Genomic DNA, 19,501 nt, shown 5'->3' on the forward strand with positions numbered 1-19,501 from the left:
ATGTTGCGGTTTGCGCGCGTAGGTTCAAGATGCAGCGCGCGCTTGGCGCCTTTTGTGCATGCCGAACAGCAGTGGTGCGAGTATCCGATCATAGACAAAAACTGCTATTGGGTGGATGACGGGCAGGGCCACCAAACGTGCAAGCCAGCGGAAACGCGGCATTTCCCCCCACAAAATAACAAAGGCATCCACACCGGCCACAAGTTTTCCCTCATGCAGCACATGAAGGCGCTTGGCCGCTTCATCAGGTGTCAAGCCAAGGGCATCAAGGTCCGTCGCCGTCAGGTCCGTGAATGTCAGCGGCAGGGCCTTAGCTTGCGCATAGCGGGCGTATCCGTTGACCTCGCGCGAGCAAATTGGGCACGAGCCGTTGTATATGATCTCTGTCTTTTCCATATTTCGTAGGTAGTCTTGGCTTTTGGTTTTGACAGGGGGTGCGGCGAAAGGGGCTGGCTCTTTTTGTGGCGCTGCTGATAATGGGCGGGACAGTTTTGGGACGTAAAGGACGTTTGAGTATGCGTGTTTGGTTGGTTTTTGCACTTATGTTTTTGGCTGCGTGCCAACCGTCTGGGGTAGATAGTAGTAAGCCCACTTCCGAAGGTATTCCTGCGCAAACTGCTCAAAGCAATGATGGCTCAGCCCTTGGGTTGCGCGCGGGCACACAAGCGTTTGCGCGCGCGGTAGCGCGGGTTGAACCTGTTGCAGAACGGATGTGCGCGCGTTCCACCAAGGGACTGAATTGCGATTTCAAAATCCTGCTTGATGACAATCCGCGCAAGCCGCCGAATGCGTTTCAAACTCTTGAGCGCTCAGGCAGACCTGTCATTGTGTTTACGGCGTCCCTGTTGGCCCGTGCCCATAATGATGATGAGATTGCCTTTGTCTTGGGGCATGAAGCGGCGCATCACATCAAAAACCATCTGGTACGACAGCGCACCAATGCCATCGCGGGAGCGGTGCTTTTGGGTAACTTGGCTACCCTGACGGGCGCGGGTGCCATTGGTGTTCAAACGGCTCAGGAACTTGGGGCGGCTGTGGGCGCGCGCAGCTATTCCAAAGATTTTGAGTTGGAAGCAGACCGTCTGGGCACAGCGATCACTGCACGTGCGGGGTATGACCCTGTGCTTGGCTCTAAGTTTTTCACGCGCATTCCTGACCCGGGGGACCGCTTTTTGGGAACGCACCCGCCGAACGCGGACCGTGTTAAGGCCGTGCGTGATACCGCCGCTAAACTGTAAGGTGTGGCTGACTTAGCGTGTGTTCACAGCACCCCAAAGGTCGTACTCAGACGCCTCATCCACGGTCACGGATACGATTTCGCCAACTTGTAGGTCGCTGGTGTTTTCGTCGATGAAAAGGTTGCCATCAATCTCGGGGGCATCGGCTTTGGTCCGGCATGTGGCCACGCCGTCCTCATCGATGTCATCAATGATCACATCCATTGTGTGCCCCACTTTTGCGGCAAGCTTTTGGGCGGAAATGGCTTGGGCTTTTTCCATGAAACGGTTCCAGCGGTCTTGTTTAACTTCTGCCGGCACATGGTCTGGCAACGCGTTTGATCGCGCACCGTCCACGTTTTCATATTGAAAACATCCGACACGATCGAGCTGTGCTTCATCAAGCCAATCGAGCAACGTCTGGAACTCGGCCTCGGTCTCGCCCGGATAGCCCACAATAAACGTAGAGCGCAGCGTGATGTCGGGGCAGGTCGCCCGCCAAGCTGCGATTTCGTCTAAGGTTTTTGAGGCCGCAGCGGGACGCGCCATGCGTTTTAGAACATCAGGGTGCGCATGCTGAAACGGAATATCAAGATAGGGCAGAACACCACTTGTAGGGTCCGCCATCAAGGGGATCATGTCGCGCACGTGTGGGTACGGATAGACATAATGCAGACGGATCCACGCGCCAAGTGTTCCCAAATCACGGGCTAAATCAGTGATATGCGCGCGGTGACCGCGATCTTCGGAATGTTTTATGTCAACGCCGTAGGCCGATGTGTCCTGACTAATGACCAGTAGTTCACGTACTCCTGCATCGACCAGCTTTTCGGCCTCACGGATCACCGCATGGGCAGGGCGGCTTACAAGGCGACCGCGCATGTCAGGGATGATGCAGAACTTACACTTGTGGTTACAGCCTTCGGAAATTTTCAGGTAGCTGTAGTGGCGCGGTGTCAGGCTGACGCCGGTCGCGGGCAGCAGATCAATGAAGGGATCAGGCGCGGGTGGCACAGCCGCATGAACTGCGTCCAGAACCTGTTCATACTGATGGGGGCCAGTGACGGCTAAAATATTGGGGTGATGTTCGCGGATATAATCGGGCTCCGCGCCCAAACAGCCGGTGACAATCACCTTACCGTTTTCAACCAATGCCTCGCCGATGGCATCAAGGCTTTCGGCCTTGGCGCTGTCTAGAAAACCACAGGTGTTCACAATGACAGCATCCGCACCGGTATAATCAGGACTGATGGCATAACCTTCTGCACGCAGGCGAGTAAGGATCCGTTCACTATCAACCAGCGCTTTCGGACAGCCAAGAGACACCATTCCAAGGGTAGGCTGGCCACTGCGTGGTTGCTCACCAAAGCGCGCTTGTGGCGCCAGATCGGGACGAATGTTTGGAGGGTTCTCAGCCATTTGACGCTCTTTCATAAAAAGAGGCGCGTCCTTGTGAAACGCGCCGCCCTTTGGTCTTTCGTGTTCTTTTGTTCAAAAATATCCCCGCCGGAGGCATGTGCCACGGGGCACATTATATTACCGACGGCGATCGCGGCGCGATGACATGGGTTGAAATGCTACGCCGACGTGCGCCTCGCAGTAGGGCTTGCCGGCTTTCACGGGAAGTCCGCAGAACCAGAAATCTTCGGTCGCAGGGTCACCAACCGGCCACTTGCACGTGCGTTCGGTCAATTCCATCAAGCCAATCTTCTTGGATTTTTTCTCGATTTCGTTGACCTTGGCGAGAGCCTCTGGGCTAATCTCATTCGCGGACGGCTGAGGTGGTAAGGGCTGACCTGCGGGAATAATTGCACGGCGACCAGCAACTTTGGGCTGCGGGGGCGGTGCAGCACTCTCGGTCTTTGGTTGTGGTTTCGCTGCGGGCGCCGGCGCGGGTTTCTTGGCCTCCGCTTTGGGCGCTTTTTCTTTTGCGGCGGCTTTCGCACCTGCACTCCCTGCACGATTTGACAGGCCAAGGCGGTGCACCTTGCCAATAACAGCGTTACGGGTCACGCCGCCAAGCTCTTTTGCGATTTGGCTGGCCGATTGTCCCTCGCCCCACATTTTCTTCAGGATTTCGACGCGTTCATCGGTCCAGGACATTCAATGTTCCACTTTATGTTAGAGCCCGTTAGGGAGGGGCTTGAGTTCTCTGCCACAGCACTATTCTAGTCAGGCAGACCAGCAGATACAACCAACCAAGGTGCCTTTTCAATGACTGATCGCAACCTGAGTTTAGGGCAGATGGGCGCACGCCGTTTTGGACGGGTCAATTGGCTCGGTACGCGCACGTTGGCTGAACGCGAAATTCGGCGCTTTTTGAACGTTTGGACCCAGACTTTGATGGCCCCAATGATCACGGCAGGCCTGTTTTTATTGGTGTTCAACTTGGCGGTGGGGCCACGGCGCGGGGACGTGATGGGAATGCCCTTCATGGTGTTTATCACGCCGGGTGTTTTGATGATGACCGTGATCCAAAATGCATTTGCAAATACATCAAGTTCAATCTTGGTGGCGAAAGTTCAGGGAAATATTGTTGATACCTTGATGCCGCCACTGTCTGCGGCAGAGATGGTGTTGGGGTATGTGGCTGGTGCGGTCGTGCGCGGGCTGATCGTAGCGGTTTGCATTGCTATTGTGGGTCTTGGGTATTTTGGCGTGTGGCCTGCGCACCCGCTTTGGGCTTTGATGTTCGTTGTGCTGGGCGGTGCTTTGATGGGCGGTCTTGGCATTATCGCCGGTACTTTCGCCAACAAATTTGATCAAATGGCAGCGATCACCAATTTCATTGTGACGCCGTTGGCGTTCTTGTCCGGTACTTTCTATTCGGTCAGTGACCTGCCACGGGTGATGTATGTGTTAAGCCACGCAAATCCGTTTTTCTACCTAATCGATGGTGTCAGATACGGTGTGTTGGGTATTTCTGACAGCTCCCCTTGGCTTGGTCTTGGCGTATGTTTGGCAACGACTGCCCTTATTTTAGGTGTCTGTTGGTGGTGGTTTCGTACGGGCTACCGGATCAAAGCTTAGCCCGGCCTTCGCGCCATGCCAAAAGAAGCGCGCCCGTAAGAATTGTGATGGCACCTAGGATTGAGATTGCGTCCGGCATGACGTCGAAAATTACCAAGTCGTAAATGGTTGCAAAAACCAGTGTGCTGTAGCTGAACACAACAATGAAGCTGGCCTCTGCGCGCTTCATAGCGTTCACAAAACATGTCTGGGCGCAGGCCATAAGTGCGCCAAGCGCTGCAAGCGCAATCCATTGCTGGACTGTTGGCGGCTGCCAAAACGCGATGACTGCAACTGATGCTACGATGCATCCGATAAAATTATTGGTCAGCAGAATTTGAAACATCGGCTCGCGTCCCGACAGCCGTTTGATGAAAATCAATTCAACACCCAGAAAAAACGCGGCCCCAAGCGCCAAAAGTGCAGCTGGCTGAAAACTATCCGGTCCCGGGCGTAACAATATGAACGCGCCGGTAAGGGCGATTGCTGCCGCACTCCAACGCCATGGCCCAACTTTTTCACCCAGTAGTAACGCGGCCAAAGCCATACCAAACACTGGGTTGAGGAAGCTAATGGCCGTCGCGTCCGAGAGTGGGATATAGGCAACAGCAGCAAACATCAGGCACACCCCACTGCCACCAAGGCTGGTCCGGCCAATGTGAAGTCCAATGTTTGGCTTTGTGTTTAGGTGCTGCCAAAATGCCGGCAACGTCATGCAAAGTGCCAAGAATGCAAACACAAAACGACCATGGGTAATTTGTACCGGGTGCAGTGGTGCCCCAAGAGAAGTTGTTCCAAGCGCTTTGGCCAGCACGGTGGTTGCCGCTATAAACATCGTGGCCGTTATCATCAAAACAACAGCCACCAAGTTTGAGCCATTCACCTCAGGAAGGGGGGGAGGGATGACCTGATTTGCGCTTGGGGATGTGTTTGATGTCATGCCATGGGGCTTGTCGCTTTTTGCCAGACCTGTCCACATTTTTGTTTGGCTGTCTCGGATTGTTTGCACGAGGTGTCGCAACGGAGGGACCAACCGTGCCTTTTCCCACGCGCACGGTGGCTACAGGCCGGTCTGCAGAGCGAGGCAGTTCACGGGGGTCCGGATCATAAGGGGCACTTTGATGCAGGGCCGCGCGCATCATGCCGCGGCGGCGCACCCACAAGGCGAAACAAATTCCAACAAAGGTCGCGATGAAATACGTCATGCGCCTCGATAGCATGCCATTGATTAAGAAATCGTTTGCCTAAGTTTTACTCAGATCTGCGTAGGATAGCCTGCATTAATCATGTCTAACTTGACAGGTTCGCGGGCTTAGCCCATCCCTTGGCACTCGCATAATTCAAAAGGACGCTATGCTATGATCCCGTCTATTCTTCCCACCTATAATCGTGCCCCTTTGACGTTTGTCAAAGGTGAAGGCTCTTGGTTAGTGGAAGCTGACGGCCGACGCTTTTTGGATATGGCGGCGGGTATTGCGGTGATGTCTTTGGGACACGGCCATCCAGCGGTTGTTTCAGCGCTTTGTAATCAGGCTGAAAACCTGTGGCACACATCAAACCTGTATCAGATCGAGGGGCAGCAGACCCTCGCCGATAAGCTTGTTGCGCATACATTCGCGGACACTGTTTTCTTCACGAACTCAGGAACCGAAAGCTGTGAGCTGGCTGTCAAAATGGCCCGTAAGTATTTTCACGCCCGTGGTGAGGATCGGACAGAAATCATTGCGTTCAACGGCTCTTTTCATGGCCGCTCAAGCGCTGGCATCGCGGCAGCAGGTTCTGCAAAAATGACCGAAGGCTTCGGTCCTCTTTTGCCAGGATTTACCCACTTGGACATTGGCGATCATGACGGCTTACGCGCGGCAATTACAGACAAGACATGTGCCGTAATCGTTGAGCCTGTTTTGGGTGAGGGCGGGATCATTCCGGTCCCTGAACAATGCCTAAAGGGCCTGCGTGACCTGTGCGATGCCACTGGTACGTTGCTTATTTTGGACGAAGTCCAATGCGGTGTCGGTCGTACTGGTAAGCTTTTTGCGCATGAATGGTCCGGTATTTCACCTGATATCATGATGGTCGCAAAAGGTATCGGTTCCGGATTTCCGCTGGGCTGTGTGCTGGCGACGGAAAATGCAGCAAGCGGCATGAGTGCGGGAACCCACGGCAGCACGTACGGTGGCAACCCGCTTGGGTGTGCGGTCGGCAATGCTGTGATGGATATTATCGCGCAAAGCGACTTTCTTGATGACGTAGAGCGCAAAGGTACCCTTCTGAAGAGCTTGCTTGATGATCTTGTGGCGAAACATAGCGCTGTTTTTGAACTGGCGCGTGGGGCAGGCCTCATGGCGGGTCTTAAATGTCGATTGCCTGTTGGTGATGTGCTTAGCGCCAGCTACGCCCAAGAGCTTTTGGTGGTGCCAGCAGGCGACAACACATTGCGACTTCTTCCGGCGTTAACCGTAACTGACACAGAGCTTAAGGATGCCGTCGCACGCCTTGATCGCGTAGCGGCCAGTCTGTCGGCCTAGCTTCTTTTGTTTTCAAATATATCCCGGGGGACCGGGGGCAGCGCCCCCGTTTCGCCACTTACAAGGGGAAAACCCATGAACCACTTTCTTGATATCCACAAAACATCCGTTGAAGATTTGCGCGTGATGATCGACGGCGCAAAATCGGTGAAATCGGCGCGCGCTGGGCTGCCCAAAGCCGCACCTGATCAGGATTTGCCCCTCAAAGACCGGATGGTGGCGTTGATTTTTGAAAAGCCATCAACACGGACCCGTGTCAGCTTTGACGTAGGCGTGCGCCAAATGGGCGGCCAAACAATGGTGCTGTCAGGGACGGATATGCAGCTTGGTCATGGTGAAAGCATCGCGGATACCGCGCGTGTTTTGTCCCGTTACGTCGACATGATTATGATCCGCACGTTTGAGGAAACAACCCTTTTGGAGTTGGCCGAGCACGCCAGTGTTCCCGTGATAAACGGGCTTACAAACCGGACACACCCCTGCCAGATCATGGCAGATATCCAAACATTTGAAGAGCATCGCGGCTCCATCAAAGGTAAGAAAGTCGTCTGGTGTGGTGACGGAAATAACGTTTGCGCATCGTTCTTGCACGCGGCAGGTCAATTCGGATTTGACCTTACTTTCACGGGCCCTGAGCCGCTTGATCCTGAGGCTGAGTTTGTTGATCTTGCGCGCGCCAATGGCAGCACGGTTGAGATCATTCGCGACCCGATTGAAGCGGTTCAAGGCGCCGATTTGGTGGTGGCTGACACATGGGTTTCGATGCATGACAGCCAAACCACAAAAGAACGCCGCCACAATCAGTTGCGCGGGTATCAGGTTAACGATGCGTTGATGTCACATGCTAAAGACGATGCATTGTTCATGCACTGCTTGCCTGCCCACCGCGAGGAAGAAGCAACATCTTCGGTGATGGACGGAAAGCATTCGGTCATTTTTGACGAGGCTGAAAACCGGCTACATGCGCAAAAAGCGGTCATGCGCTGGTGCATGCAAGGGTAAGCGGCGTCGCTTACCTTTTGCGAGGCTTTGCGCGCAGGGTTGGCTCTGCTTGGGTCGGGTCTTCGGGCCACGGATGTTTGGGATATCTTGCGCGCATGTCTTTACGGACATCCGCGTAGGAGCCTGCCCAAAACCCCGGAATATCCATTGTGGTTTGCAAAGGTTTTCGCGCAGGTGACAAGACAGTCACCTTTAGAGGCTTGCCGCCGACAGTTGGATGTTTAGTAACACCGAACAACTCTTGCAGCCTGACTTCAATTTCCGGATCAGCCTGCGAATAATCGATGGGCCGGCGGTCACCAAGCGGCGTTGTGAAATGCGACGGTACAAGCTGGTCAAGCGCTTGGGTTTGCTCCCAATTCAAACAATTCCGCAATGCTTCAAGCGGGTCAAACCCCTTCCAATCCGCACTTGTGCGCACGCTGCCAAGGTAAGGAGCAAGCCAGTCCTCAAGGGTGCCGAGCAAGGCGCTGTCACTCAGGTCTGGAAATGCGCTCTCGCTATTTTCGCGGGCCAAAATCACGCGGGCTTGAAACCGCTTCGCAGCTGCGGGCAGGTTCAGACCGATCATTCGAATACCGTCGCACATCGCGCGGTTCATCTGTGCCACGTCTGCGTTTTTCCAAGCGCGATCCTCAAGGATACAGGCCCCAAGTCTCAGTTGTTCGCGCGCCATCACGCGGCTTTCTCTGCGGGACCACTCACACACTGTATGCCACACGAATTGCTCGGGCATGATTGCGCGCAGTTCGCTTTCGCTGATCGCAATGGCTTGGCGTGTCTTTGCATCGCGCGGGTTACCATCGGTATCTGTCACCACGATCAGCCTCTGTGTGCCGATGGGGTCACTGTCAGAAACAACAGCGCCCTTGCCACCAGACAAGACAAACCTGTGGGCTTGCCCCGCACGCCGCAGGCCGATGCGATCGGGATAGGCGAGTGCGGCCATTTGCGCAGCCGACAGCCCTTGATCCGGACCCGCAAGCCGCGCAAGGCGTTTGGCCTCAAGCCGTGCGGTGGCCAGCGCGCTTTGGTTAACAGTTCGGGCGTCTGATCCTTTGGGGTCGCTTAGTGCGCGAATGCGTAGAGTAAGGTCAGCGCCCGCACCATTAAAACCGTTCATCAGTATATCGCGCCCTGATAGTAGTGCAGCAATGGGCGCTGCACCTTTGCCCGCGCGCGCCACCATATGGGCCAGCCGCGGGTGCACTGGTAGACGCAACAGCGCGCGGCCATGATCTGTAATCCGTCCGCTTTTTAGGGCGCCAAGCGATGTCAAAAGAGCCTGTGCTTCGGCAAGCGCACCCTGAGGGGGCGGCGTGAGAAAAGCCATATCTTCGGGGGATGACCCCCACGCGGCCAACTCAAGAGCGAGGCCAGCAAGATCGGCGGCTTCAATTTCAGCAGGCGGAAACCCAGCAAGCGCGCCGTGCTCCCCTTTGGTCCAAAGTTTGTAGGCCACCCCTTCGGCGACGCGTCCCGCACGGCCGGCCCGTTGTGTGGCTTCGGCCCGTGTGACGCGCTCGGTCACCAATCGCGACATGCCAGACGCGGGGTCAAAACGTGCGCGCCTTGAGCGGCCTGCATCAACAACCGTGCGCACGTCTTCGATGGTCAGCGACGTTTCTGCAATGGACGTTGCCAGCACAATCTTGCGCCCTGTTTCGGCGGGCATGATTGCGGCGCGCTGCGCTTTGAAATCCATTGCCCCGTAAAGTTTGTGCACCGCACAGCTTTTGTCCAACCGGCCTTCAAGGGCGCGGGCGACGCGTGTGATCTCGCCCTGACCGGGCAAAAACACTAGCACACCGCCCTCAGGTTGCTCGGTCACCGCCTGCACGATTAGATCAGCACAGGCCAGCTCAAGCTTTTTGTCTTTCTTCAGCGGGGCACCCAGCCAACGATTTTCCACGTCAAAGGCGCGCCCTTGCGAGGTAATGATCGGTGCGCCCAGCATTTTTGCCACGGGCTCTGCATCAAGCGTGGCAGACATCACGACCAGTTTGAGGTCTGGCCGTAGTGCCGTGCGGCTTTCGTGCGCAAGGGCCAAGCCAAGGTCCGCGTTGAGAGACCGCTCGTGGAATTCATCGAAGATCAGCGCGCCAACGCCCTCAAGGCTGGGGTCTGATTGGATCATGCGGGTTAGAATACCCTCTGTCACCACTTCGATACGGGTGTTCGGGCCTGCTTTTGCCTCGCCGCGCATCCTGTAGCCGACCTGCTCGCCCACGGGTTCGCCAAGGGTGTCTGCCATACGCTCTGCGGCGGCGCGGGCGGCAAGGCGGCGGGGTTCAAGCATGATGAGCTTTCCCTCAAACGCACCGCGTTGCAACAGGGCCAAGGGAACCCGCGTGGTCTTGCCCGCCCCGGGGGGCGCCTGCAAAACAAGCTGGCCGTGCTGTGCGATGGCGGCGATCACATCGCTGATAACGTCTTCGATGGGTAGTCTCATGCAGACTGGTTTACGGGGCAGGGCGGTGGGGCCACAACCTCAAACTCGCGTGGGCCGCAGTGTTGGCAGGCGCTAGACATAGGCGGCGCGTCGGGCCATGAACGGCGTATGGATTTGATAGCTGAACTTCCCAAAGGCAATCGGCGCGCGTTGGCGCGGGCGATTACGCTGGTTGAAAGCACACGGGTGCAGGACCGCGATGCGGCTTCGGAGTTGATGGCGCAACTGCCTCGTGACCGCCAAGCGCTGCGCATTGGTTTGTCGGGCACGCCTGGTGTCGGCAAGTCGACCTTCATCGAAAGCTTCGGCTTGCATTTAACGGCGCAGGGTTTGCGTGTGGCTGTGCTTGCGGTTGATCCCAGCTCGGCGCGGTCAGGCGGTTCGATTCTTGGCGACAAGACCCGCATGGAGCAATTGTCCCGTGATCCGAACGCCTTTATCCGCCCTTCGCCGAGCCAAACCCAATTGGGTGGTGTTGCGCGCCGCACCCGCGAGGTTGTGCGATTATGCGAGGCTGCGGGCTTTGATGTGGTGTTGATCGAGACAGTAGGCGTCGGGCAATCCGAGACGATGGTCGCGGATATATCGGATGTGTTTGCGCTTTTGATGGCACCAGCGGGGGGCGATGAATTGCAGGGCGTAAAGCGCGGCATCATGGAAATTGCTGATCTGGTGATTGTGAATAAAGCCGACGGTGATTTGAAGGCGGCAGCGACCCGCACCTGCGCAGATTATGCGGGCGCGCTTCGGCTTTTGCGCAAGCGAAGTGGGGACCCAGTTGGATTTCCTAAAGCTTCGATGGTGTCAGCACTTACCGCCCATGGATTAGATGAGGTCTGGGCCGATATCAAAGCCCTGAGCGATTTCAGGCAGCAGTCTGGATTTTGGCAAACGCGGCGTCAGGACCAAGATCAGCGGTGGTTCGACCAAGAGTTGCATTTTGGCTTGCTTGAACTTTTACACTCTGACCCAAAATCAGCCCAAATTGTTGAAGAGGCGCGTGAAGCGATTCACCAAGGAACCCGCACACCGGTGCGCGCCGCTGCACAGATTCTGGCCAGCTTTCGCAAAACCTAGCGTAGCTTGGGCGAAATAAGCCACCACATTCGGGGTAAAGGGTGGATTCAAGTCTTGACGCTTGGGTCGCAGGCTTTTATTGCAAGCCAATCGAATTTGACGGCCCGCTGCCATGCGCGGGTCTTATCCGTTTAAGAAGGGGATATCCCATGTCTCGCGTTTGCGAATTCACAGCTAAAGGCCCGATGACTGGCAACAACGTCAGCCACGCCAAAAACCGTACGCGTCGTCGGTTCCTTCCAAACCTTCAGGACGTGACACTGCGCTCTGAAACACTTGGTCGCGACTTCAAATTCCGCGTCAGCGCTGCTGCTCTGCGCACCGTTGATCACCGCGGTGGTCTGGATGCGTTCATGGCAAAAGCAAAAGACGCTGAGCTTTCTGCAAGCGCGTTGAAGCTCAAAAAAGAAATCATGAAAGCCACGGCAGCAGCCTAAGCTATTTATTTTGATGAATTTAGCCTCGCATGGGTTCCATGCGGGGCTTTTTCTTTGCGCCATTGCCTGAACATGCAAGATCTCGATTGTACTGTTACTGCCTGCGATGTGCGCTTTTGCCCCTTTTGAGGGCAGTCCAACATTGCTATTCACCACCTTATGAGACCTATTTCCGCCCTTTTGTTGAGCCTGCTGCTGCTGGTCGCTGCCCAAAGCAGTGCCTTTGCGCATGGTCGTATGATTGTCGCGGATCAATTCGTCATTTGCTCGGGTCAGACACTTCGCGTTGTGAATGTGGATGCGCACGGCAACGAAGTAAGCGTTCGTGATGTATGCCCTGATTGCGTCCAGCTAAGTGCGGCCAGCATACCGGTTGCGCCTGAGGTAGGTTTTAACGCTGACGTTTGGCCCGTCAAAGTAGTCGCCGTGCGGCCACTAGCGGTTTCAAAAGTGGCCCCTAAACGGAACAGGACCCGCGGCCCGCCTTTTGTGGTGTGAATTTTCCAGCAAATTTACATCTATAAGGACGACTGAAATGAAAAAGACACTTTTGACCACAGCTCTGCTGTCTTTGATGGCGACCGCCTCGCACGCGCATATGATGATTGAGGATGCCTATGCTCTTGCGGCTTCACCAAATGCCAAGGCGGGCGCTGCGTTCATGGAAATCACAAACCACAGCGAAACAGCTGACCGGTTGGTGGCAGCCAGCAGCGACGTGGCAGCCCGCGTGGAATTGCACACTCACATCGAAAAAGACGGGGTGATGCGTATGACCGAATTGGAAGATGGCATCCCGTTGGAAGCGGATGAAACGGTCTTGCTAAAACGCGGCGGAATGCACGTGATGTTCATGGGGCTGAACCGCTCGTTGAACGATGGGGACTTGATTGAGGTCACGCTATCGTTTGAAAATGCGGGTGATGTGATAATCGAAGTGCCGGTAGATTTGAACCGCAAACCGGATCCAGATGCCCATGGTGCGGGTCATTCGGGTCACAACCATTAAGCCCATCGCGGTACGGTTACTGACTAAATAAAAAAGGCGGGCCTGTGCGGTCCGCCTTTTGCCATTACGTAAGAGGGGTGCTGGTGCTTTATGAGCAGTACGCCTCAGCCGTTTCGCCAAAGCGTTTGTATTTTTGCCAAAAACTTTCGTGTGTGCTGCGGTCTGATTGGCGCACGTCTTGAGCGCGCTGTGGATCATCAAAGAATTTGGCCGCCTGCCGTTGGTCGCGCCGTGTCAGTGTGATGTCCGCCGCACTTTGGATGCAGCCACACAATTTATAGGACACCGCCTCACGGGCTGATTGAAGGCACGCGTTCTGGATGGGTTTCGCTAAAACTGGTGCGGCCATACCAACAGGCAACGTCGCCGTCAGAGCTATGATCAGCAATAGGTGTTTCATCTGTCTGCCTCGATCCAAACCGAGCGCCGTGATGTTTCACTATCCGCCCGAAAGGTTAATTCGTGAAGTCCAATTGCCACGTTTTTCGCTAATTTTCAAATCACGATTGCACCCGCCCCTGCGGCACGTGGTCAAGGCGCATCAATTGCCATTGACCCACCTGTCATTCCGGCACATATCCTTTTGCCATGAGCACAGATTTGTCACACATCCGCAACTTTTCGATCGTGGCCCACATCGACCACGGTAAATCAACTTTGGCCGACCGTTTGATCCAAGAGACGGGCACGGTGCAAGATCGCGATATGAAAGCGCAGCTACTCGACTCAATGGATATTGAGCGCGAGCGCGGCATCACGATCAAGGCCAACACAGTACGGATCGAGTACAAAGCGAACGATGGTGAAAACTACGTGCTCAACTTGATCGACACCCCCGGTCACGTTGATTTCGCCTATGAGGTTTCCCGTTCCATGCGCGCTGTTGAAGGCTCGCTTCTTGTTGTGGACAGCACCCAAGGTGTGGAAGCGCAAACCTTGGCCAACGTGTATCACGCGATTGAAGCGGATCACGAGTTGGTGCCTGTGCTGAACAAGATTGACCTGCCCGCGTCTGACCTGGACCGCGTTGCAGAGCAAATTGAAGACGTGATTGGCATTGATGCCTCTGGCGCCATCGCTGTGTCTGCCAAGACCGGACAAGGCATCCGTGAGACGCTTGAGGCCATTGTGACCCGCCTGCCGTCGCCGAAGGGTAATCCTGATGGCACGCTGAAGGCGATGCTGGTGGATTCGTGGTATGATGCGTATCTGGGCGTGATCGTGTTGGTTCGCGTTATCGATGGCCGCCTGAAAAAGGGCGACCGTATTAAGTTCCTTTCAAACGGCACCACCCACCACGTTGACCGTGTTGGCGTGTTCCGCCCTGAAATGGAGCCTTTTGACAGCCTCGGTCCGGGCGAGATTGGCTTTTTGACAGCTTCGATTAAGCAGGTCCGCGACACGCGCGTGGGTGATACGATCACCCATGATAAGAAAGAAGTTGAGGCGTTGCCGGGCTTCAAACCTGCGCAGCCCGTGGTTTTCTGTGGGCTTTTCCCTGTTGATAATGCTGAGTTTGAAGACCTGCGCGATGCGATTGAAAAGCTTGCGCTGAATGACGCGTCTTTCTCGTTTGAGATGGAAACATCTGCCGCATTGGGCTTTGGTTTCCGATGTGGGTTCCTTGGATTGCTGCACCTTGAGGTCATCCGTGACCGCATTGAGCGCGAGTATGACATTGAGCTGATCACCACCGCGCCGTCGGTTATTTATCATGTGTACGGGCGTGATGGCTCTATGATTGAGCTGCATAACCCCGCTGACATGCCCGATCCCGCCACAATCGATCACATCGAAGAGCCGCGCATCAAGGCGACCATTTTGGTGCCAGACGAGTATCTGGGCGATGTGCTAAAGCTGTGCCAAGATCGCCGCGGTGTTCAGCAAGACCTGACCTATGCGGGCTCGCGCGCAATGGTTGTGTATGATCTGCCGCTCAACGAAGTGGTGTTTGATTTCTATGATCGCCTTAAGTCAGTGACTAAGGGCTATGCCTCGTTCGACTATCAGATGATCGGGTACCAGACGGACCGTCTGGTGAAAATGTCGGTGTTGGTAAACGACGAACCTGTAGATGCGCTTTCAACCATGGTGCACACGGACCGCGCAGAACAGCGTGGGCGCGCTATGTGCGAAAAACTCAAGGATTTGATTCCGCGCCATATGTTCAAAATCCCGATTCAAGCAGCAATTGGTGGCCGTGTGATTGCGCGCGAAACCCTGTCTGCGATGCGCAAAGACGTCACTGCTAAATGTTACGGCGGCGATGCGACGCGTAAGAAAAAGCTGCTTGAAAAGCAGAAAGCGGGTAAGAAAAAGATGCGTCAGTTCGGCAAAGTCGATATCCCGCAAGAGGCGTTTATTTCCGCCCTTAAAATGGACAACTAGACGCCAGTGCGGTTTTGCCATGCGGGTAGCACGTCGCCCGCAGCAGGTTTTGCTTCATAAACGGCTCGTGCGATTGCGCGGCTCAAACACAGCGCCGCGGCTTGTCCGATTTCAAAAAGCGCCATGTCATCAAGACTGGCGCTTTTTTCATGTCCGGTTGATACACCAAACACCAAGTCCCCATCAAAGGTGCTATGCGCGGGCACAATCGCGCGCGCGATCCCATCGTGGGCCGCGACAGCCATGCGGTGACATTGCGCTTTGCTGAGCGGTGCATCCGTTGCAACGATGGCGATCGTTGTATTGCCGCGCGCGTCGGGCGGGGTGAGCTTGTGACTTTGGAAAAGCTCATGGCCTTGCGCATCGGGTCCCATACCCAAGCCGCCAAACTCGCCGCCGATCTCGAAAGGTGCGGCCCAGAAATGTGGCCCCTCTGGGACGGTAACGGAGCCAACAGGATTTGCTGCGACCAACGCGCCCACGGTGAAGGGGCCACTTGCCCCTTCGATAATCATACTGGCTGAGCCAAGCCCGCCTTTTTCGCGTCCCGTCAGGGCACCCGTGCCGGCACCAACGCTGCCTAATGCGAAAGACGTTGATGCATTTGCATAGGCTTCTTGGCCCAATGACCGGTAGGGGTTGCCGGCCCAGTTTTTGTCGCCGCCGTTAAGTAAATCAAATAGGATCGCCCCAGGCACAAGAGGGACGCGCGCATCCCCGACTGCGTATCCGCGACCGTCCGCATAAAGTGCGTCCATCACCCCCGAACACGCATCCAAACCAAAAGCAGACCCGCCCGACAAAACCAACGCATCCACCGCAACCACAGTTTTATCAGGTGCAAGAAGGTCCGTTTCACGCGTGCCAGGTGCACCGCCCATCACATGCACAGACGCAGTGAACGGTGCATCCGCGCAAAGCACTGTGCTTCCTGATTTAAGGGTGTGATCTTGGGCGTTGCCGACTTTTAGGCCAGCCACATCGGTGATCAGATTAAGGGGACCGGTCTGCATGTTTCGCCTCATTTGATGTGCGGGAAGGAAGGGTGGGCGCAGCGGCCAGTAACGCCCGGGTGTAGGGGTGTTTGGGGGACGTATAGACGTTTTCTGTCATGCCTTGTTCTACAATTTTACCGTTTTTCATCACCATCACGCGGTCCGTAATTGTCCGAACAACCGATAGATCGTGGCTGATGAAAAGATAGGCCAAATCGCGCGTGCGGCATAGATCGGCCAATAGATCAAGCACCTGCGCGCGGACGGACACATCCAGCGCCGAGACGGCCTCATCGAAAATGATCAATTCGGGCTCAATAATTAGCGCGCGAGCGATTGCCAAACGCTGACGCTGCCCGCCTGAAAATTCGTGAATGTATTTCTGCGCATCGTCGGGGGCCAGACCCACATCGGTGAGGGCTTTGGTAACTGCCGTCTCGCGGGCTTTTCCGACCGGAGGGTGGTCCAGCAGGTGAAATGGCTCGGTGATCAGACGCTCTACTTTGTGGCGGGGATTAAAGCTGCCGTAGGGATCTTGAAAGACCACCTGCATTTTGCGCCGGACCTTATGGTGAGGAGACTTGCCCGCAAAAACAGGCTCCCCGTCGAGGGTGATCCGTCCTGACTGCACATCCTCCAAGCCCAATATGGCGCGGGTCAGGGTGGACTTGCCGCACCCGCTTTCACCAACGAGCCCAACTCTTTCGCCGCGGTTCAATTGAAAACTTACATCGCTTACAGCGCGGTGCTGGCCGCGCTTTCCGAACAGTCCTGTGCGGGCGATAGGATAGTCGCGGACAACGCCTTCGACTGACAAAAGTGGTTGTGTTTTCTGCAAAGCAGGCAGGTTAACCTGATGGGTAGAGGCGGCAAAAAGCGCTTTGGTGTAGGGGTGCTGCATGTGTTGGAAAATGCTTTGCGTTTCACCCGCCTCAACAACTCGCCCGTTTTGCGTGACAATAATCTGGTCAGCCATATTCGCGACCACGGCCAGATCATGGGTGATCATCATCAGCCCCATGCCAAACTCATCCACCAAGCCTTTGAGCAGCTCTAGAATGGTCGCCTGAGTGGTTACATCAAGCGCGGTGGTAGGCTCGTCCGCGATCAGGAGTTTAGGCCGCAGAGCGATGGCCATCGCGATGACAACACGCTGGCGCTGCCCGCCGGATAACTCATGCGGGTAGCGTGTTAGCGGAAATTGGTCATTGGGCAGGCCGACGCGTTCAAGGGTTTGTGCCGCGCGTCGGTAAGCGTCGTGGCGCGTGGTTTTCTCGTGAATACGGATAGTCTCGCTGACTTGTGCGCCGATGGTTTGAACCGGATTAAGGGCTGTCGTCGGCTCTTGAAAAACCATGCCAATCTCGTTGCCACGTAGGGTGCAAAGCTCAGCCTCAGGCGTTTGCAGAAGGTCACGGTCCCCAAACTTAATCTGACCAGTTGTGTCAGCGCCCTGCGGCAACAGCCCCATAACGGCGAGGCTTGTGAGGGACTTTCCAGAACCACTTTCACCGGTAAGGGCCACAATTTCACCGGCCTCAATCTTTAACGCGACATCGTCCAAGATCGGGGTGCCGTTGATCGATAGGTTTAGGTTTTCAATTGCAAGCAGGCTCATGACCGCCCAACCCGAATACGTGGATCAAGCAGGTCGCGCAGGCCGTCTCCCATCAGGTTTAGCCCCAAAACAGTCAGCACAATTGCTCCGCCCGGTATCAGTGCCGTGTGCGGTGCGATGCTGACGAGGGTTTGCGCATCAGCTAACATTCGCCCCCAAGAAGCGGTGGGTGGCTGTGCGCCCAGACCGATATAGGACAGGGCTGCTTCGGCCAGAATTCCGAGGCTGAATTGAATGGTGCATTGTACGATCAGCAAGTTGGCCAAGTTGGGCAAAATATGCTCAAGCGAGATACGCGCGGCGGATTTACCACTGACGCGGGCGGCCAGAATGAAGTCTCGCTCCCACAGGCTAAGCGCGCCACCGCGGGTGAGGCGGGCAAAAACAGGGATGTTGAAAATGCCGATGGCGATGATTGCGTTGACCGCTGATGCGCCAAACACGGCTGTGATCAAAATGGCGATGACAAGGGATGGAAATGCGAAAATCAGGTCGTTTCCGCGCATGATAAACTCATCGATGAAATGACCACGCCGTGCGGCGGCCCACAACCCAAGGGGCACGCCCAAAACCATGCCGATGCCCACTGCCACAAGCGCCACAGCGATGGATGTTCGTGCGCCCATCATGATCATCGATAAGATGTCGCGCCCGAAGTGATCTGTGCCGAGCCAGTTTGCCGCGTTTGGGGTTTTGAGTTTGTTACCCACATCGAGGCTCAAAATGTCGTAGGGTGTCCACAGGAACGACAGTGCTGCCGCAATCACAAAAATACCGCTGAGAACGGCGCCAATGATTAGCCCCCTCATGATCGCTGCCTTAGGCGCGGATCAACGGCGGCATAGGTCAAATCCACCAAGAAATTCACGATGATGACTGAAAACACCAGCAGCATCACAACACCTTCGACAACGATCAAATCCCGCGCAGATATGGCTTGGAAGATCAGCCGACCCAAGCCAGGCAAGAAGAACACTTGTTCGATTACGATGCCACCTGCCAGCAAGAAGGAAAACTGAAGCCCCAAGATTGTCAGCACAGGAATTAGCGCGTTTCGAACTGCGTGGCGCCAAAGTGCCTGGCGTTTGCTGAGGCCCTTGGCGCGGGCCGTCCGGATGAAATCTTCGCCTAACATATCGAGTAATGACGATCGCATCACGCGCGCAAGGATTGCCGCTTGGGGTAGGGCCAGTGCAATTGCTGGCAAGGTCAAGGATTTCAGTCCAAGCCAAAACCCCTTGTCCCACCCCACAAAACCGCCTGCGGAAAACCACCGCAAATTGATTGCAAAGATCAAGACGAGGATCATCGCAAACCAGAAATTTGGAATGGCGACGCCAAGTTGTGTTGCGCCCATGATTGCCGTGTCACCTGCACCGCCGCGGCGCGATGCTGCAAAGATGCCTGCGGGGAATGCGATGAGTGTCGATAGAACCAGCGCGTAAACAGCGAGTGGCAGCGACACCCAAATACGATCAGCGATCAAATCAGATACCGGCGCGCGGTAGGTGTAAGAGGTGCCAAAGTCACCCTGCAACATCCCGCTAACCCACGTTAAATAGCGTTCTGGCGCAGATGCGTTTAGCCCTAACTGGGCGCGCAGTGCCTCCACAGCCTCGGGTTGCGCGTTGAGGCCCAGCATGAATGCAGCAGGATCGCCGGGCACGATCTCGATGATCAAAAAGATAACTATGCTGGCCACGATCAAGCTGATCACGAGAGAGGCGCAACGGGAGAGGGCATAGCGAAGCATGGTGTAGGCGGGGCCT

At 55.6% G+C, this 19,501-nt stretch carries 19 protein-coding genes; 9 read left to right on the plus strand and 10 right to left on the minus strand.

Going from position 1 to position 19,501, the window contains the following annotated elements; translation table 11 throughout:
- Nucleotides 1-24: 24 nt before the first annotated feature.
- The gene (locus OLX08_RS10755; RefSeq protein ID WP_391481361.1) at nt 25-396 is read right to left on the minus strand and encodes a thiol-disulfide oxidoreductase DCC family protein; all 372 of its coding nucleotides are present in this window, start codon (nt 394-396) and stop codon (nt 25-27) included.
- Nucleotides 397-515: 119 nt separating this feature from the next.
- On the opposite strand from OLX08_RS10755, the gene OLX08_RS10760 reads away from it, so the two are divergent.
- Nucleotides 516-1,238, plus strand: a complete 723-nt coding sequence (locus OLX08_RS10760) for a M48 family metallopeptidase (protein WP_391481363.1) — start codon at nt 516-518, stop codon at nt 1,236-1,238.
- Nucleotides 1,239-1,250: 12 nt separating this feature from the next.
- Here OLX08_RS10760 and rimO read toward each other — a convergent pair whose 3' ends face one another.
- Nucleotides 1,251-2,636, minus strand: coding sequence for a 30S ribosomal protein S12 methylthiotransferase RimO (gene rimO / locus OLX08_RS10765; protein WP_391481365.1), 1,386 nt, complete (start codon nt 2,634-2,636; stop codon nt 1,251-1,253).
- Between the two features lie 117 nt (nt 2,637-2,753).
- On the minus strand, nt 2,754-3,320 hold the full coding sequence (locus tag OLX08_RS10770) for a GcrA family cell cycle regulator (RefSeq protein WP_048599470.1): 567 nt from the start codon (nt 3,318-3,320) through the stop codon (nt 2,754-2,756).
- A 111-nt stretch (nt 3,321-3,431) separates the two neighbouring features.
- Between OLX08_RS10770 and OLX08_RS10775 the strand changes: the two genes are divergently transcribed.
- Nucleotides 3,432-4,247 carry an ABC transporter permease gene (locus OLX08_RS10775; RefSeq protein WP_391481367.1) on the plus strand — a complete coding sequence of 272 codons (816 nt, stop codon included), beginning with the start codon at nt 3,432-3,434 and terminating at the stop codon, nt 4,245-4,247.
- On the opposite strand, the gene OLX08_RS10780 is transcribed toward OLX08_RS10775, so the two are convergent.
- Nucleotides 4,237-5,076, minus strand: coding sequence for a DMT family transporter (locus OLX08_RS10780; RefSeq protein ID WP_391483244.1), 840 nt, complete (start codon nt 5,074-5,076; stop codon nt 4,237-4,239). The two genes, OLX08_RS10775 and OLX08_RS10780, sit on opposite strands and share 11 nt — an antisense overlap.
- A 508-nt stretch (nt 5,077-5,584) precedes the next feature.
- Here OLX08_RS10780 and OLX08_RS10785 point away from each other — a divergent pair.
- Entirely contained in the window at nt 5,585-6,754 is a 1,170-nt protein-coding gene (locus OLX08_RS10785) for an aspartate aminotransferase family protein (RefSeq protein WP_391481369.1), read from the plus strand.
- A gap of 75 nt (nt 6,755-6,829) precedes the next feature.
- Nucleotides 6,830-7,756 (plus strand): ornithine carbamoyltransferase, encoded by a 927-nt coding sequence (argF, locus tag OLX08_RS10790; protein ID WP_391481371.1) that lies wholly within the window; start codon nt 6,830-6,832, stop codon nt 7,754-7,756.
- Between the two features lie 10 nt (nt 7,757-7,766).
- Here argF and hrpB read toward each other — a convergent pair whose 3' ends face one another.
- Complete coding sequence (gene hrpB / locus OLX08_RS10795) at nt 7,767-10,208, minus strand: ATP-dependent helicase HrpB (protein WP_391481373.1); 2,442 nt, start codon at nt 10,206-10,208, stop codon at nt 7,767-7,769.
- Between the two features lie 108 nt (nt 10,209-10,316).
- Between hrpB and meaB the strand changes: the two genes are divergently transcribed.
- The 4 genes from meaB (at nt 10,317) to OLX08_RS10815 (ending at nt 12,731) form a co-directional block, all read left to right on the plus strand.
- On the plus strand, nt 10,317-11,285 hold the full coding sequence (gene meaB / locus OLX08_RS10800) for a methylmalonyl Co-A mutase-associated GTPase MeaB (protein WP_391481375.1): 969 nt from the start codon (nt 10,317-10,319) through the stop codon (nt 11,283-11,285).
- A 149-nt stretch (nt 11,286-11,434) separates the two neighbouring features.
- Nucleotides 11,435-11,722: a 50S ribosomal protein L28 gene (gene rpmB / locus OLX08_RS10805; protein WP_048599477.1), complete on the plus strand. Its 288-nt coding sequence runs from the start codon at nt 11,435-11,437 to the stop codon at nt 11,720-11,722.
- Nucleotides 11,723-11,881: 159 nt separating this feature from the next.
- The gene (locus OLX08_RS10810; protein ID WP_391481376.1) at nt 11,882-12,220 is read left to right on the plus strand and encodes a hypothetical protein; all 339 of its coding nucleotides are present in this window, start codon (nt 11,882-11,884) and stop codon (nt 12,218-12,220) included.
- A gap of 37 nt (nt 12,221-12,257) precedes the next feature.
- Complete coding sequence (locus tag OLX08_RS10815) at nt 12,258-12,731, plus strand: copper chaperone PCu(A)C (protein WP_391481378.1); 474 nt, start codon at nt 12,258-12,260, stop codon at nt 12,729-12,731.
- 88 nt (nt 12,732-12,819) lie between these two features.
- On the opposite strand, the gene OLX08_RS10820 is transcribed toward OLX08_RS10815, so the two are convergent.
- Nucleotides 12,820-13,131 carry a hypothetical protein gene (locus OLX08_RS10820; RefSeq protein ID WP_391481380.1) on the minus strand — a complete coding sequence of 104 codons (312 nt, stop codon included), beginning with the start codon at nt 13,129-13,131 and terminating at the stop codon, nt 12,820-12,822.
- A gap of 188 nt (nt 13,132-13,319) precedes the next feature.
- Between OLX08_RS10820 and lepA the strand changes: the two genes are divergently transcribed.
- Nucleotides 13,320-15,119 carry a translation elongation factor 4 gene (gene lepA / locus OLX08_RS10825; RefSeq protein ID WP_341246242.1) on the plus strand — a complete coding sequence of 600 codons (1,800 nt, stop codon included), beginning with the start codon at nt 13,320-13,322 and terminating at the stop codon, nt 15,117-15,119.
- Here the strand turns inward: lepA and OLX08_RS10830 are convergent.
- From OLX08_RS10830 to OLX08_RS10845, 4 genes are read right to left on the minus strand one after another with little or no spacing between them, the layout of a single operon-like run.
- Nucleotides 15,116-16,132 carry a P1 family peptidase gene (locus OLX08_RS10830; RefSeq protein ID WP_391481382.1) on the minus strand — a complete coding sequence of 339 codons (1,017 nt, stop codon included), beginning with the start codon at nt 16,130-16,132 and terminating at the stop codon, nt 15,116-15,118. The two genes, lepA and OLX08_RS10830, sit on opposite strands and share 4 nt — an antisense overlap.
- Entirely contained in the window at nt 16,113-17,732 is a 1,620-nt protein-coding gene (locus OLX08_RS10835) for an ABC transporter ATP-binding protein (protein ID WP_391481384.1), read from the minus strand. Before OLX08_RS10835 ends, OLX08_RS10830 begins: the two co-directional genes overlap by 20 nt.
- Nucleotides 17,729-18,544: an ABC transporter permease gene (locus tag OLX08_RS10840; protein WP_391483246.1), complete on the minus strand. Its 816-nt coding sequence runs from the start codon at nt 18,542-18,544 to the stop codon at nt 17,729-17,731. Before OLX08_RS10840 ends, OLX08_RS10835 begins: the two co-directional genes overlap by 4 nt.
- The gene (locus tag OLX08_RS10845; RefSeq protein WP_391481386.1) at nt 18,538-19,485 is read right to left on the minus strand and encodes an ABC transporter permease; all 948 of its coding nucleotides are present in this window, start codon (nt 19,483-19,485) and stop codon (nt 18,538-18,540) included. The genes OLX08_RS10840 and OLX08_RS10845 overlap by 7 nt, the downstream gene beginning before the upstream one ends.
- Between the last annotated feature and the right edge of the window lie 16 nt (nt 19,486-19,501).

It is taken from the genome of Nereida ignava, assembly GCF_047114695.1.
In the GTDB taxonomy this organism is placed as follows: domain Bacteria; phylum Pseudomonadota; class Alphaproteobacteria; order Rhodobacterales; family Rhodobacteraceae; genus Nereida; species Nereida ignava.